Source organism: Streptomyces sp. NPDC037301, assembly GCF_055602785.1.
Genome location: NZ_JBVJWD010000035.1, coordinates 17,714 through 31,730, shown reverse-complemented (window position 1 = coordinate 31,730; position 14,017 = coordinate 17,714). Strand labels below are relative to the sequence as shown.

Below are 14,017 nucleotides of genomic sequence, written 5' to 3'. Positions count from 1 at the left end.
CCGTCAGGCCGCGCCGGGCGCGGTGCCGGGGCGCAGACGCACCGGAAGCGTCGCCGTGCTGTTGCCGACGAAGCCCGCGCGGTGGGGCAGCGCCGTCGCGGGTACGGCGAGGTCCAGGCCGGGGAATCGGGTGAACAGCCGCTCCAGGGCTATCGTGGCCTCCATCCGGGCGAGCGGCGCACCCAGGCAGTAGTGCGGTCCGTGGCCGAGCGAGAGGTGCCGGGCCGCGGTGTCCCCGGCTGGTCTGGTCACGTCGAACCGGTCGGCGTCGGGGCCGTGTGCGGCCTTGTCCCGGCCGGCGGCCGAGTATCCCGCGAGCACGGGTGTGCCCTGCGGTATGACGGTCCCGTCGAGGGGGAGGTCGCGGGTCGGATAGCGGAACGGGAAGTAGCTGACCGGGCTGTCCCAGCGCAGTGTCTCCTCCACCACGTCCGCCCAGCGTGCCCGGCCGGACCGGACCAGGGCGAGCTGGTCGCGGTGGGTGCACAGCGCGCGGACGGCGTTGGTGATGAGGTTCAGCGTGGTCTCGTGCCCCGCGATGATCATCAGGAGCAGGGTGCCGATGAGCTCGTGCTGACCGAGCCGACCGCCGCCCTCGTCACGGGCGGCGATCAGGGCGCTGGTCAGATCCTCGCCCGGCTGCTCCGCTCGGGCGGCCGCGACCGCCGTGAGCAGCGCCACCAGCTCCCGGTTGGCGGCCATCACCTCCTCGGAGCCGGTGTCCGTCGCGACCACCCGGCTGGACAGATGGTGCAGCCGGTCCTGGTGCTCGGCGCCGACCCCGAGAAGTTCACAGATGACACCCATCGGCAGCGGCAGGGCGAACCGGGCGCGCAGGTCGACCGTGCCGTCGCCCTCGGCCGCGGCCCGGTCGACACCGTCGAGGAGATCGGCGGTGAGGGTCTCGATCCGCGGTCGCAGTTCTTCCACCCGCCGTGCGGTGAACGCCTTGCTGACCAGTGAGCGCAGCCGTCGGTGGTCGTCGCCGTCGGCGGTGGTCATGCCCTGCACGGTGGCAAACGTCTTCAGCGGCCAGCCGTCGGGTATGCGTCCCTCGGCCAGCTCGGTGAAGTGGCGTGCGCCCTTGGCGACATCGGGGTGGGCGAGGAACTCCTTGAGCGCGTCGTGTCCGAGCACGACCATCCCGGCCACGTCGCCGGGGAGGACGACGGAGGCCACGGCCCCCTGGGCGAGCAGCGTGGCGTTGTCCGCGTGCGGGCAGCCGCCTGCCGGGTCAATGCGGTGCGGGGCGCTGGTCAACGGGCTCTCCTGACGGTCGTCGGCCGGTGCCCGGCGGGCCGCACGTCGGCACTCTGTCCGGGCTCGCCGATCCTACGGCCGACGGCGTCGGCGGGGAGGTGTGTCACGGGTGTTCACATGGCTTTCCGTACGGTCAGGAGTTCATGCAGATACCGCTTGGTGATGCTCCCTCCGTGCCGCTCGTCGATCAGGGCCCGGATGCAGCTGAACAGACCGTGCCGCGTGTCGGGGGCGAGATCGCGGTGGCCCGAGTAGGTCATCAGCAGGTCCAGATACTGCTCGGTCGTGTACGTGATCTCCCGTGCCTGGCGGCGCACCCGGACGGGCCCGTCCCACGGGGGTTGTTCCAGTTCACCGAAGACGGTGTGCACCAACGCCTCGTCCCGAAGTCGGATGTCCGGGCGGGTGGCGGGGTCCCAGCGCTCGTAGCACCGTTGTGCCTGCTCGAAGAAGTCGTCGCTGCCGCCCGCCACATGATGGGTGGTGACGATCGCCGGCGTCCCGCCGGGCCGTAGAGCGTCCGCCGCTCTCGTGAAGCGCAGCACGGGGTCGATCCAGTGGATGGCGGTCGCGCACACCACGAGATCGAAGCGGGCCGTCGGAGGCGTCCACTCCTCGAAGGGCGACACCTCGACATGTGCGCGGGGGAAGCCGCGCAGATTGCGCCGTGCCACGTCCGCCAGCGAGGGGCCCAGTTCGACGGCCGTCAGCTCGCATCCCAGCCCCGCGAGCGCAACCGTCAACTGGCCGGTGCCCGGCCCCACTTCGAGCACCCTGCTCCGCGCGTCGAGGCCGGCCACGACCGCGAGTTCTGTGACCAGGTCCGGCGGATAGCGCGGGCGCATCCGGTCGTAGAGCTCCGCGTCCTCGTCGAACGTGCCGCGCAAGGTATTCATGCCGGATACAACGCCGGACGGATCCGCGCGGTTTCATGGTGCGGTTTCATGGTGCGGTTCCGTGGTGCGGCGGCATGCCCGGAGACACCCCACCGCATCTGCGGTCAGGCCCGAGCTGTCCCGCACAGCGTGCCCCGCTGTCATGGAAAGGGCACATCACCGGTTGTTCGGCGTCGGGCGTTTCGGCCGCTCAGCCTCGGTTTCCGCGCCCGCATTCCGAGTGCACCTCTTCCATGATTCACCCCATCGGCCCAACGCGAGGACGACGTGCGCACCGCCCTGGCGGGCGCCCACCGCCGAAGTGCCGAGCATGTGGCGCCCGGCCTCCACGGGCGGGGAGGTTGCAGCGGCCATCCGGGTGAGGCGCGATGGAAGAAGGACGCGCCTCCCCTGATGTGGCCCAGCCACAGGACGCGCCCGGGCGAGGAGGAATCGGTCATGGGAGCCGCTGACGGTTTCACGGATTCCGGAGAGCTCGACGGCCTCACGGTGTACGACACCGCGGGCGAGAAGGTGGGCAGTGTGGGCCGGGTGTACGTCGACGACAACACCGGCCGCCCGGACTGGATCACGGTGAAAACCGGCCTGTTCGGTATGAAGGAGAGCTTCGTCCCTCTTTCCGGAGCCCGTCGAGTGGGATCCGACCTGCACATCCCGCTTTCGAAGGACCGCGTCAAGGAAGCCCCACGGGTGGACGCGGACGCGCATCTGTCCGTGGCCGAGGAGGAGGAGCTCTACCGCCACTACGGCGTTGCCGGGAACACCACCGCCGGACTCGGCGGCCAGGCGGACACGGGAACCACCCCGGCGCCCGGGACCGACACCGGGGAAGCGCCGCACCGGGAATGAGGGGCGGACCCGTGTCGTGCCGGGGTCCGCTCTCCCGCCGCGTCAGGACCCGGATCGCTCGCCCTGCCGGTCCTGCGACGGCCCGGCTCGTTACGGCAGGCAGCACTGCGGCCGCTCCGGCAGGAAACGCACCGAGGGCCGCCCGTCCGGGCCGTCGGGAGTGACCCGCGCCCTGACCCGGTAGACGTCGGCGATCAGCTCCTCGGTGATCACTTCCGCCGGGGTCCCGGCGGCCACCACCCGCCCCTCCTTCATGACGACGATCCGATCGCAGAACATCGCGGCCAGATTGAGGTCGTGCAGAGCGATCACACCGGTGAGGGGCAGCGAGGTGATCAGCGACAGCAGTTCCAACTGGTGCTGGATGTCGAGGTGGTTCGTCGGCTCGTCGAGCAGCAGTTCACGCGGCTGCTGGGCCAGTGCGCGCGCTATCTGGACACGTTGCCGCTCGCCTCCGGAGAGGGTGTGCCAGGACTGGTCGCCGCGATCGGCGAGACCGGTCCGCTCCAGGGCTTCGCGCACCGCGTCGTCGTCCGTCCGGCCGGGTGCCGACCAGGCCCTGCGGTGCGGGATACGCCCGAGGCGTACCACGTCCAGGACGCTCAACTCGACCTGGGTGACCGCATGCTGGTCGACCACGGCGACCCGCTGGGCCACGGTTCGGCGGCCGATCTCGTCGAGCCGCCGGCCGTCGAGGGTGACCACGCCCGCATCCGGGGCGAGGACTCCTGCCAGCACCCGCAGCAGGGTCGACTTGCCGGAGCCGTTCGGCCCGATCAGCCCGACGGTGGCGCCGGGTGGCGGGGTGAGGTGGACCCCGTCGAGGATGAGGCGGCCGCCCGCCTCCCGGCTGACCCGCTCGGCACGCAGCCCCTCAGTGGCTCCAGGCGTCATGTGATCCTCCGGCTGCGGTACAGGACCAGAACGAACGCGGGCACGCCGATGAGGGCGGTGACGACTCCCACGGGCACTTCCTGCGGGTCGAGGACCGTCCTGGCGAGGGTGTCGACCCAGACCAGGAACACCGCCCCGGCCAGGGCGGTGACCGGCAGCAGCCGCCGGTGCCCGGAGCCGGCGAGCACACGGGCGGCGTGCGGCAGGACGAGACCGACGAAGCCGATGGCGCCGGCCGAGCTGACGAGTGCGGCGGTCAGCAGCGCGGTCGTGCAGAGCAGCACGATCCGGGTGCGCGCGACATGGACGCCGAGTGTGGCGGCGGCGTCCTGGCCGAACGCGAAGGCGTCGAGCGTACGGGCTTGGCCGAGGCAGATCAGCAGCGTCACGACGAGAACGGCGGAGCAGATCCACACATCGGTCCAGCCGACCCCGCTGAGCGAGCCGAGCAGCCAGAACAGCACCCCGCGGGTCTGCTCGGCGTCGGCGGCGGTCATCACGACGAAGGAGGTGAGCGCGGAGAACAGCTGCATGGCCGCGACACCGGAGAGGACGACTCGGTCGGTCGTGCCGCCCAGAGTGTGGCTCAGCAGCAGAACGAGGGCGAACGAGCACAGTGCACCGATGAACGCGCCGGTCGAGATCGGCACCGCTCCCCCGCCGACGCCGAGGACGACGACCACGACCGCGCCGGTCGACGCACCGGAGGAGACGCCGAGGACGAACGGGTCGGCGAGCGGGTTGCGGAGCAGGGACTGCATGACGGTTCCGCACACCGCGAGCCCGGCGCCGCACACCGCGGCGAGCAGGGTGCGCGGCATGCGCAGGTTCCAGATGATGCCGTCCCGGATCGGGGTGAGCCGTGACCGGCCCCAGCCGAGGTGGGAGGCGACCGTGGACCAGACGTCGGCGACGGAGATACGGGCGGGGCCGATGGTGATGGCGACCGCGACGGACAGCATGAGCAGTGCGACGCCACAGGCCCACAGAGTTGCGCCGCGCAGCTTCCGTATCCCCGTGCCACTGCGCACGGCCGCTTCGGAGGCCCGTGACGCGTCCACCGCCGTGGCCCGTTCGGTGTCCGTCACCCCGCGAATCCGAATGTGCGCAGCCCGGCGGCGACGCGTTCCACACCCTCGACCGTCCGGATGGATGGGTTCATGGCCTGGCCGCTCAGCAGGACGTACCGCTTGTGCCTGACGGCGTCCATGTTCCTCGTGACGGGGTTGGACTCCAGGAATTCGATCTTCTTCGCGGCGCTCTCGGCGGTCTGTGCCTTGCGGGTCAGGTCTCCGATGACCAGGACGTCGGGGTTGCGGTCGGCGACGGTCTCCCAGCCGATCTGGGGCCATTCCTCATGGGTGTCGTCGAAGACGTTCTTCGCGCCGAGTTCCCTGGTGATGATGCCGGGCGCTCCGCAGCAGCCGGCCAGGTACGGGGCCTTGGAGTCGGAGAACCAGTAGAGGAGGGTGGCGTCGGAGGCGTCGACGCCCTCGGTCGCCTTCTTCACCCGGTCCCGCAGCTGCGCCACGAGTGTGTCGCCGCGTTTCTGCACGCCGAACACCTTGGCCAGGTCGCGCACTTCGTCATACACGCTGTCCATGGGCAGTGGCGCGGTACGGGCTCCGTCGCCGCCACCGCTGTTGTCCTTGCCGGTGCAGTCGGCGGGCGAGACATAGGTCGGGACGCCGAGATCCTCGAACTGTTCGCGGGGCGCGACGCCGCCCTTGGCGAGCGTCGACTCGAACGACGCGCTGATGAAGTCGGGTTCCTGGTCGAGGACCTTCTCCGACGACGGCCGGTTGTCCGCGATCCTGGGAACCTTGGCGTTGGCCTTCTCCAGGCCCTTCATCACCGGGTCGGTCCAGGTCGAGGTGGCGGCCAGCCGGTCGGCGAGGCCGAGGGAGAGCAGGATCTCCGTCGATCCCTGGTCGACCGAAACGGCCCGCTGCGGTGCGGCATCGACGGTGACGGTGCGTCCACAGTTCTTCAGCGTCACGGGGTATCCGTCGGCGGAGCCGGACTTCGCGGCAGAGCTGCTCGTTCCGCCCCCGCAGGCGGTCAGCAGGACGAGTCCCGCCGAGAGCAGGGCAATGGCGCGGACAGGGCTGGCTATGGACGGCACGGAGTCCCTCTGCGTCTCGGGGCTCATGCGCGGAGCCCGCTGTACGGAGTCCTGCGCCCGGTACCGGGTCGCAGGTGCCAGCAGGTCTTCGGACTCGGGCTCCTACGGACGGGACGCCTTCCCAGGACACCTGCGGGTGTCCCAGTGGCCGTGGCCCCGCCCGTCCCCCTCACCGCTGCGCGTCAGTTCCGGATTCTCACCGGATTCCCTGACCCCTACGTGGAGTTTGACTGGCTTCGGCAAGCTATCACGAGCCTCCGCGCAGCTCATGGGCGGTGTGGCCGGTGGTACGCCGGGCTGTGCTCCCGTCGCACCACCTGCCCGATGCCTACGGACGCTCAAGAGCGATCACGGCGTTGTGCCCGCCGAAGCCGAAGGAGTGACTGACGGCGCGCCGGATGGACTTGCGCAGGGGTTGCTCGGTGACGCAGTTGATGTCGAACTCGGGCGCCGGGGCGTCCAGGTTGGCGATCGGCGGTACGACTCCGCGCTGGAGCGTCAGGACGGTCAGTCCTGCCTCGATCGCTCCGGCCGCCCCCATGCAGTGCCCGAGTACGCCCTTCGGGGCGGTGACGGGCGGCCGGTGCGGGTAGACCCGGCCGATGAGGGCGGCCTCGGTGGCGTCGTTGATCGGTGTCGCCGTGCCGTGTGCGTTGACGTGCTCGACGTCCTCGGTCGCCCAGCCCGCGTCGCGCAACGCGGCCTCGACCGCGGCCTGGGCGACCGCGCCGGACGGGTGCGGGCTTGTGGGGTGGTGGGCGTCGGTGGTGGCGCCGGTGCCCGCGAGCAGTGCCCGCGGCGTGGCGCCCCGGGCGACGGCGTCGTCCGCCCGTTCCAGCACCATGACGGCGGCGCCCTCACCCATGACCAGCCCGGCACGGTCGGCCGCGAAGGGCCGGCACCGCCTGGCCGGGTCGCCCTCCGCACGGGCCGCGGCTCCGGACCGGGCGAATCCGGTCATGGCGACCGGGTAGACGATCGACTCGGTGGCTCCGGCGATCGCGATGTCGCACTGTCCGGTGACCAGCAGATCGCGGGCGACGGACAGTGCGGTGGCGCCGGACGAGCAGGCGGTGCACGGTGCCAGGCTGGGACCGGTGGCCCGCAACTGGATGGCGATCTCGGCCGCGGGCATGTTCGGAATGGTGAGCAGGATGCCCGATGGCGAGGTGGCATCCGGTCCGTGCCGGTCGAGTACGACGGCCTGCTCGGTCAGTGCGGCGGAGCCTCCGCTGCTGGTGCCGACGACCACCGCGACCCTGCTGCCCTCCCACTGCGCCGGGTCGAGTCCGGCGTCGGCGACCGCCTCCCGGGCGGCGAGAACGGCGAACTTGACGTACTTCCCCATCCGGAAGGACGTGCGGCCGCCGATCGCGGCGTCCAGATCGATACCGTCGACCGTGCAGGCGAAGTCGATCGCGCAGCCTTCGAGTGCCGCGACGGTACGCACCGGCGAGACTCCGGCGCACACACCCTTCCAGGTGGATTCGGTATCGTTGCCGACAGGGGTGATCATTCCCAGGCCTGTTACGGCAATCGCGGGCTTGTTCATCGGGCATTGCTCGTCGGTGCCACGCCGCCCATCAGCGCCCCGCTGCCGGCTGTCGCGTCGATGTACCGCGTGATGTCGGCCAGGGTGGCGTCCTTGGGGAGCTTGTCGAAGTCCCCGTCGCCGCCCATCGTCTCCCTGATGAGGACGGCGAACTCGGCGACGGCGAGGGAGTCCATCTCCAGGCTGTCCATCGTGGAATCCGGGCGGATCTCGGCGACGGGCACTTTGAAGGTGTGTGTCAGAACCTCGGTGATCTCGGGATGAATCGCACTCATGAGCTTCCTCTCCATCATTCGGTACGGCTGCCGGGGACGGCGGGGGCACCGTCCCGACGCCGAATCAACTGGGTGACGTGCCTCCAGTTACGCCTTGTGCCGAACCGATTCGCCACCGCCCTGCTGCGGCTGCGTGCACCACCGGGCCAGGACGGCTGCCGTACCCCAGAAGACCAGCAGCACAACGCGGACACCGAGGGTCCCGGCCGCCTCCCGTACCCGCGCCGTCCGCACAACTGTTCCCGTCCCTGTCACGGCTCTCACCGCTCCCCCGGGGCCGTCGCCCGGTCCCCGTCCGACTGCCAGGCCGCCGCCGGATCGTCGTACGCATCGACGTAATCGGCCCCCGCGATGGGCCAGTCGGCGAGCAGTTCCTGCGGCAGCGCGAAGGAGTCGGCGAGGGCGGGCAGATGAGCGGCGACGGCGGTGATCAGCTCTTCCAAGGCGTCCGGCAATCCATTGACCTGATCAGCTGTCAGATATCCCGCGGCCAGCAGATCACCGCTGTTCCGGGCGATCCGGTCGAGTGCGAACAGCCGCTGCAGCTCGACCAGCCGCTCACGGGCGGGTCCGTCCGGCAGACCTGCCACCGCGTCCGCGTACGCCTCGGCAGCCTGTCGGTGGGCGTGGGCCTCGACGCCCCGAAGGGCGGGACCGGATGCGATGTTCCACCGCTCCAGAGGGTCACCGTGCGGTGCGCGGCCCAGCCTTTCCCTGGCCCGGCCGAACCAGATCTCCTCCAGCACAGCCAGGAGCCTGCCGAGGAACCCGGGGTCGGTGAGATCACCGGGTTCGCCGCCGAAGGGAGCGTCGTACGCGGCCGGTTCGATGGCGAAGAGCATTTCCGCGGCCGCCTTGGCGTGGATGGCCAGGTTGTCGCCCTCAGCGGTGATGACGCCTTCCACTCCGGTGATGAGTTCGGTCATACCGTTGTTCTCCAGGAGCGCCTGGGCACCGCACCGTTCACGGCATTCGACGATCACGGACCTGGCCTGCCAGCTGATCCAACCCTTGGCGACGGCGACCAGCCGCTCCGCCTCCTCCCGGCCCGAGCCCGAGCCGTCCTCCCTTCCCTCCCAGCGGTTCAGGGCCCTGCGGTGCAGCAGGCTCATAGCGAAGACCGTGGCCATGGCCCGGGCGAGCGGGGCGTGGTGGCTGCGGTGGGCGATCACCGGTACCTGACGCGATCCGCGGGGCCCGGAGATGTACCGGTGGCTGCCGTATCGGACGGCGACGGCGAGCGTTGCGCGCGCGGAGCCGACCGCGCAGGCACTCATGGAGATCTTGCCGGAGGTGACGCGCCCGATCGACGTGAGGAGGCGACGCCTGCGGTTGTCGACAGCGCTGCTGAACTCGCCGTCGTCACCGATCCGTCCGTGGTCCCCGCCGAGCAGCGCGTCGCGCCCCACGAAGACCTGGTCGAAGGAGGTCAGGCAGTGGTCCACCGGGCTCCCCATGCGTGCGGGAAGTCTGCGCACCCGTACGCCGGGCAGGGCCCGTACGGCATCGGTGAGCGGTACAAGGAAGAGGAAGACGCCGTGATCGGTGCCGTCGACGAGCAGCCGCGCGGCCACAAGACCGGTCTTGGGACCGCCTGCCGGACTGGTGTTGGGCATGAATTTCTGGGCGCCGGCATGCGGTGTGTGCAGCACAAACCCGTCGCGTTCGCGGTTGTAGGCGGCCGTGGTCTCGACGGCCGCCGCGTCATTGCCGTGCGCCACCTCCGTACAGAGGAAGGTGCCGATGCTGCGCAGTCGGAGGAAGTCCGACAGATCGAGCCGGCTGTCGCCTTCGTGGTCGAGGAGACTGCCGAGAAAGAGGTTGTAGTGGATGCCCGCCACCGTGGTGAGGGCCGGGTCGACCGGGCCGAGCCATTCGTGCAGGGCCGCGAGGGCGCGCGGGTCGGCGGCGAGCCGGGCGCCGCTGTCGAGGCAGTCGTTGAGGATACGCAGCCGCTCGTACGCGAGACGCAGGCGTTCGTCGGGAGTGCAGCGGTCCGGGCGGCGGAACGGTTCCGTGCTGATCATTCGCTGCCAGAAGCCGTGCTCCCGGCGGAAGTTGTCGCCCAGGAGCACACCCGTGAGCAGTTCCATGGACCGTTCGGTGCGGAGGTCGTCGATCGTTGCGGTCATGAGACAAGAACGATCAGCCGACCGCAAGGACACCGGGGGCCGTCTTCGGCGGGCCGTCCGCGTCCACGCGCTGGAAGGCGAGCGCGACGTTGTGTCCGCCGAAGCCGAAGGAGTGGCTGAGTGCCCGCTCGACGTGCTGCATGCGGGGCTCCTTGACCACACAGTCGAGGTCGAACCGGTCCGGCAGCGGGGCCAGGTTGGCGATCGGCGGGACGAGACCGTGCTCCAGGGTCAGTACGGTGGCCACCGCCTCGATCGCCCCGGCCGCGGCGAGGGTGTGCCCGAGCACACCTTTCGGCGCGGTCACCGACGGCCGGTGGGGGAAGAGCCCCGAGATGAGCGCTGTCTCCATCGCGTCGTTCAGCGGGGTCGATGTGCCGTGCGCATTGATGTGGTCGACCTCGTGGGCCACCCAGCCCGCCTCGTGCAGCGCCGCCTCCACGGCCCTGCGCGCACCGGCTCCTTCCGGGTCCGGGGCTGTGGGGTGGTGGGCATCGGTGCCGGAACCCGCGCCGGTCAGCAGGGCGCGCGCCCGTCCGCCGCGGGCTTGCGCATCGAGTGTCCGCTCCAGCACGAGCACGGCGGCACCCTCACCGATCACGAACCCGTCCCGGTCCGCGGCGAACGGCCGCGACGCGCCCGCCGGATCGCCGGTGCGCAGGGAGAGCGCTCCCATTCCCGCGAAGGCGCTCACCACCAGCGGAGTCAGTACGGACTCCGCGCCGCCTGCCACCACCACATCGCAGCGGCCGCTCGTCAGCAGGTCACGGGCCACGGCGATCGCGGTCGCCCCGGACGCGCAGGCCGTGGCCGGTGCCAGGCTGGGACCGTGGGCCCGCAGGGCGATGGCCACCTCCCCGGCGGCGGCATTGGGCATCATCATCGGGACCAGGAGCGGCGACACCGCCTCCGGTCCGCCGCCGTCCAGCTTGCGCAGATTGTCGACGAGCACGGACACCCCGCCCACACCGACGCCGAGCACTACTCCCACCCGGTCGCCGTGCCACCGCTCCGGTGACAGCCCGGCGTCCGCCACCGCCTGCCGGGCGGCGACCAGCGCCATCTTCACGAACCGTGCCATGCGCCACCCCGAGCGTCCGCCGACGGCCTCGTCCAGGTCGATCCCGTCCACCGGACAGGCGAAGTCGACCGGGAGCCCGGCCAGTTCCTCACATCGCCGTGCCACGGACACACCGGCGCACAGTCCCGCCCAGAAGGTGTGCTCGTCCGCGCCCGCAGGGGTCACCAGCCCCACTCCCGTAACCGCGACACCCATGTCGACCCGCCCCATGATCCGCCCCTCCTCCGTAACCGATCACGTCTACCGGATGTCGAACGGCAGTCGCCCGGGCGAGGATGCGCTCACTGAGCCGAACGGGTCACCGATGGGCCGAGTGGACCGAACCTCGCCGCGCGCCCGGTGAAGGCGTTCACCCGTCCGCAGCAGTCCGCCGCGCTGTGTGCACCGGCAGGGCATCCCCTTGGGACATGGAAGCGGACGGTAACCAGTATCAGTCCCCGCAAGCGCGCGCGGAACTGGAGGCGCTGCGCGCCAGGGTGGCGGTGCTGGAGGCCCGTGCCCCGGCACGGCACCGGCTGCGGGCCCGTTCGTTCTTCGCCGTGCTGCTCATTCTCGTCGCGGCCGTCCTCACACCGCTGAGCATCGTGTCCACCTGGGCGGAGAACGAGATCGGCGACACGGACAACTATGTGGCGATGATGGCGCCACTCGCCTCCGACCCCGATGTGCAGTCTGCGGTGGCCGATCGCGTGACCGGCGCCGTCATGAAGCACCTCGACGTGAAGGCGCTGCTGGCCGACGTCGCCCCGGCGGACCGGCCGGTTGTCGACAAGGCGCTCTCGAGACTGAGCGGTCCCCTGACCACGGGGGTTTCGGACTTCGTGCACGGGACCGTGGAGAAGTTCGTCGCCGGCGACGCCTTCGAGACCATCTGGACCGACCTCAACCGGACCGCCCAGTCCGCGACGATGAAGGCACTGTCCGGGAGCGGCGGCGGGGCGGTGAAACTCACCAATGACACCGTCACCATCGACCTGGCACCGGTGATCGACCGGGTGAAGCAACGCCTCGTCGATCGGGGGCTGACGGCCGCCGCGAAGATCCCGGAGATCCACACCGACTTCACGGTGCTGACCTCCGGCTCGGTCGGCAAGGCCAAGAAGTGGTTCCGGGCCCTCCAGATCATCGGTTTCTGGCTGCCGCTGGTCACTCTGGTCCTTGCTGCGGGCGGGGTGCTTCTCGCGATACGCCGCCGTCGCGCACTGGCCACGGCGGCTCTGGCAATCGCGGCGGGTGCCGCGGTGCTCGGGCTGACCGTGTGGGTGGGCCGTGCCTTCTATCTCGACAGTCTCCCGTCCGCGGTGTCCCAGCCGGCCGCCGGTTCCGTCTTCGACGCCCTGGCCGGCCCCGTACGCGCCTTGGTCCGCCTGGTGCTCACGTTCGGCATTGTGGTGGCCCTCGCCGCCTGGCTCACCGGTGACGGCCGCGCCGCCACCCGCGTCAAGGCGATGTGGAGCGGCGGCATCGGTGCCGTACGGGACGCGGCCGGTGTCACCGGCGGCCCGGTCGGCAGGTGGGTGCACCGCGCCAGGCTCTGGCTGAACTGGACGGTGGTCGTGGTGGCCGCCGCGGTCCTGGTGGCGTGGGACCGACCGACGGGCCTGGTCACCGTATGGATCGCGCTGTGCGCGCTGTTCGCCCTCGCCGTCATCGAGTTCCTCGACGACGACAGCACGCCGCATCTGGCGGCGCCCGGGTAATAAACGGGTAACGAGCCTACCTACCGTCTCCCGGCGTCACGGTCCGGCATACGGACCCGGGTCATTCCGATCGGGTGACCCCGCGCTGACGGCATGACAGGGCGGGGTCACCGTCCCCGCGAGGGGGAGGTGACACCGTCATGCCGGGGCTGTTCAGAAACGGGCGAATGCCGCCTTCAACTCCCCCTCGTCCGGCGGGTTGGCACCGGCCCGTGCGACGGTCACGGCGGCGGAGGCCGCGGCGTGACGCAGGACATCGGTCACGGTGTCCCGGTCCAGTGCGCGCAGCCGTTCACGGCCGTCCGCACCGAGCAGCCCGTGCGAGGCGAGGGCGTGCAGGGTGCCGGACATGAAGGCGTCGCCCGCCCCCACCGTGTCGACCACGTCGGCGGGCAGCGCATCGACCGTCACCTGACCGTCGGGAATGACGGCCAGGGCACCGTCGCCTCCCCGGGTGACGAGGACGACGGCCGGGCCGGTGGCGAGCCACTGCTCGGCGACCCGCTCCGGCTCCTGGCCCGGATACAGCCACTGCAGGTCCTCGTCGCTGGCCTTGACCACATCGCTGAGCGCGACGCAGCACTCGACCTTGCGGACGGCCGCGTCGTGGTCCCCCATCAGCTCGGGCCGCACATTGGGGTCGTAGCTGATGGTCGCGGACGTCCGCAGCGACTCGACGGCGGCGAGGACGGTGGCCGCTCCGGGTTCCATCACCGTCGCGATGGATCCGGTGTGGACGTGGTGGGGCGCCCGGTCCAGGGAGACCGCGTCGAGCGTCCAGGTGATCTCGAAGGTGTACGCGGCCTGGCCGCCGTCGCCCAGGGTCACGGCGGCGGACGGGGTGGGTTCCGTGGCACCGTCCGTGCGGATCTCGACCCCGGCGCCGGTCAGATGGCCCCTGATCAGCCGCCCGTTGTCGTCCGGGCCGAGCTGGGTGAGCAGGGTTGCGCCGTGCCCGAGCCGGGCCAGACCGTACGCGACGTTGGCCGGGCTGCCTCCCGGGTGGACCTGGTCGGCCGCACCCGGCAGCCGGACGATGTCGGCGACGCATTCGCCGATGACCAGCAGGTCGAGTCTGTCGAGCATGAGCTGGGGTCTCCTAGAGTGCGGTGCCGAAGGTGTCCTGGTAGGCGGTGCGGCCTCCGAACACATTGAGCCCGATCCTGCCGCTTGCATAGCGGGTGTCCGTCACATCGATGACCGGACGGCCGTCGATGAACGCCTCGATCCGTACGCCCGGGCGCGGATCCGCA

Annotated in this window: 12 protein-coding genes, 1 pseudogene and 1 riboswitch; of the genes and pseudogenes, 2 read left to right on the top strand and 11 right to left on the bottom strand. The window is 70.9% G+C overall.

Going from position 1 to position 14,017, the window contains the following annotated elements; translation table 11 throughout:
* Positions 1–3: 3 nt before the first annotated feature.
* Both ACZ7IB_RS35930 and ACZ7IB_RS35925 read right to left on the bottom strand, forming a co-directional pair.
* Entirely contained in the window at positions 4–1,260 is a 1,257-nt protein-coding gene (locus ACZ7IB_RS35930) for a cytochrome P450 family protein (protein WP_470918456.1), read from the bottom strand.
* A gap of 113 nt (positions 1,261–1,373) precedes the next feature.
* Positions 1,374–2,156 (bottom strand): class I SAM-dependent methyltransferase, encoded by a 783-nt coding sequence (locus ACZ7IB_RS35925; protein ID WP_470918455.1) that lies wholly within the window; start codon positions 2,154–2,156, stop codon positions 1,374–1,376.
* A 438-nt stretch (positions 2,157–2,594) separates the two neighbouring features.
* On the opposite strand from ACZ7IB_RS35925, the pseudogene ACZ7IB_RS35920 reads away from it, so the two are divergent.
* A pseudogene (locus tag ACZ7IB_RS35920) lies at positions 2,595–3,157 on the top strand (PRC-barrel domain-containing protein); the annotation flags it as partial.
* On the opposite strand, the gene ACZ7IB_RS35915 reads toward ACZ7IB_RS35920, so the two are convergent.
* The 8 genes from ACZ7IB_RS35915 to ACZ7IB_RS35880 all read right to left on the bottom strand — a co-directional run bounded on the left by ACZ7IB_RS35915 (position 3,096) and on the right by ACZ7IB_RS35880 (position 11,274).
* Entirely contained in the window at positions 3,096–3,899 is an 804-nt protein-coding gene (locus ACZ7IB_RS35915) for an ABC transporter ATP-binding protein (RefSeq protein ID WP_470918453.1), read from the bottom strand. The pseudogene ACZ7IB_RS35920 and the gene ACZ7IB_RS35915 sit on opposite strands and share 62 nt — an antisense overlap.
* Entirely contained in the window at positions 3,896–4,987 is a 1,092-nt protein-coding gene (locus tag ACZ7IB_RS35910; RefSeq protein ID WP_470918451.1) for a FecCD family ABC transporter permease, read from the bottom strand. The genes ACZ7IB_RS35915 and ACZ7IB_RS35910 overlap by 4 nt, the downstream gene beginning before the upstream one ends.
* Positions 4,984–6,051, bottom strand: coding sequence for an ABC transporter substrate-binding protein (locus ACZ7IB_RS35905; RefSeq protein ID WP_470918449.1), 1,068 nt, complete (start codon positions 6,049–6,051; stop codon positions 4,984–4,986). The genes ACZ7IB_RS35910 and ACZ7IB_RS35905 overlap by 4 nt, the downstream gene beginning before the upstream one ends.
* A gap of 35 nt (positions 6,052–6,086) precedes the next feature.
* A riboswitch (cobalamin riboswitch) is annotated at positions 6,087–6,274 on the bottom strand.
* A 78-nt stretch (positions 6,275–6,352) separates the two neighbouring features.
* Complete coding sequence (locus ACZ7IB_RS35900) at positions 6,353–7,576, bottom strand: beta-ketoacyl-[acyl-carrier-protein] synthase family protein (RefSeq protein ID WP_470918447.1); 1,224 nt, start codon at positions 7,574–7,576, stop codon at positions 6,353–6,355.
* Positions 7,573–7,851: an acyl carrier protein gene (locus ACZ7IB_RS35895; protein ID WP_470918446.1), complete on the bottom strand. Its 279-nt coding sequence runs from the start codon at positions 7,849–7,851 to the stop codon at positions 7,573–7,575. Before ACZ7IB_RS35895 ends, ACZ7IB_RS35900 begins: the two co-directional genes overlap by 4 nt.
* 87 nt (positions 7,852–7,938) lie before the next feature.
* Complete coding sequence (locus ACZ7IB_RS35890; RefSeq protein WP_470918445.1) at positions 7,939–8,106, bottom strand: hypothetical protein; 168 nt, start codon at positions 8,104–8,106, stop codon at positions 7,939–7,941.
* Positions 8,107–8,111: 5 nt separating this feature from the next.
* The gene (locus ACZ7IB_RS35885; protein WP_470918443.1) at positions 8,112–9,983 is read right to left on the bottom strand and encodes an acyl-CoA dehydrogenase family protein; all 1,872 of its coding nucleotides are present in this window, start codon (positions 9,981–9,983) and stop codon (positions 8,112–8,114) included.
* 13 nt (positions 9,984–9,996) lie between these two features.
* Complete coding sequence (locus ACZ7IB_RS35880; protein ID WP_470918441.1) at positions 9,997–11,274, bottom strand: beta-ketoacyl-[acyl-carrier-protein] synthase family protein; 1,278 nt, start codon at positions 11,272–11,274, stop codon at positions 9,997–9,999.
* A gap of 197 nt (positions 11,275–11,471) precedes the next feature.
* Here ACZ7IB_RS35880 and ACZ7IB_RS35875 point away from each other — a divergent pair, with 197 nt between their 5' ends.
* Positions 11,472–12,764, top strand: coding sequence for a hypothetical protein (locus ACZ7IB_RS35875; RefSeq protein WP_470918439.1), 1,293 nt, complete (start codon positions 11,472–11,474; stop codon positions 12,762–12,764).
* Positions 12,765–12,917: 153 nt separating this feature from the next.
* On the opposite strand, the gene ACZ7IB_RS35870 is transcribed toward ACZ7IB_RS35875, so the two are convergent.
* The gene (locus tag ACZ7IB_RS35870; RefSeq protein ID WP_470918438.1) at positions 12,918–13,850 is read right to left on the bottom strand and encodes a carbohydrate kinase family protein; all 933 of its coding nucleotides are present in this window, start codon (positions 13,848–13,850) and stop codon (positions 12,918–12,920) included.
* Positions 13,851–14,017 lie beyond the last annotated feature (167 nt).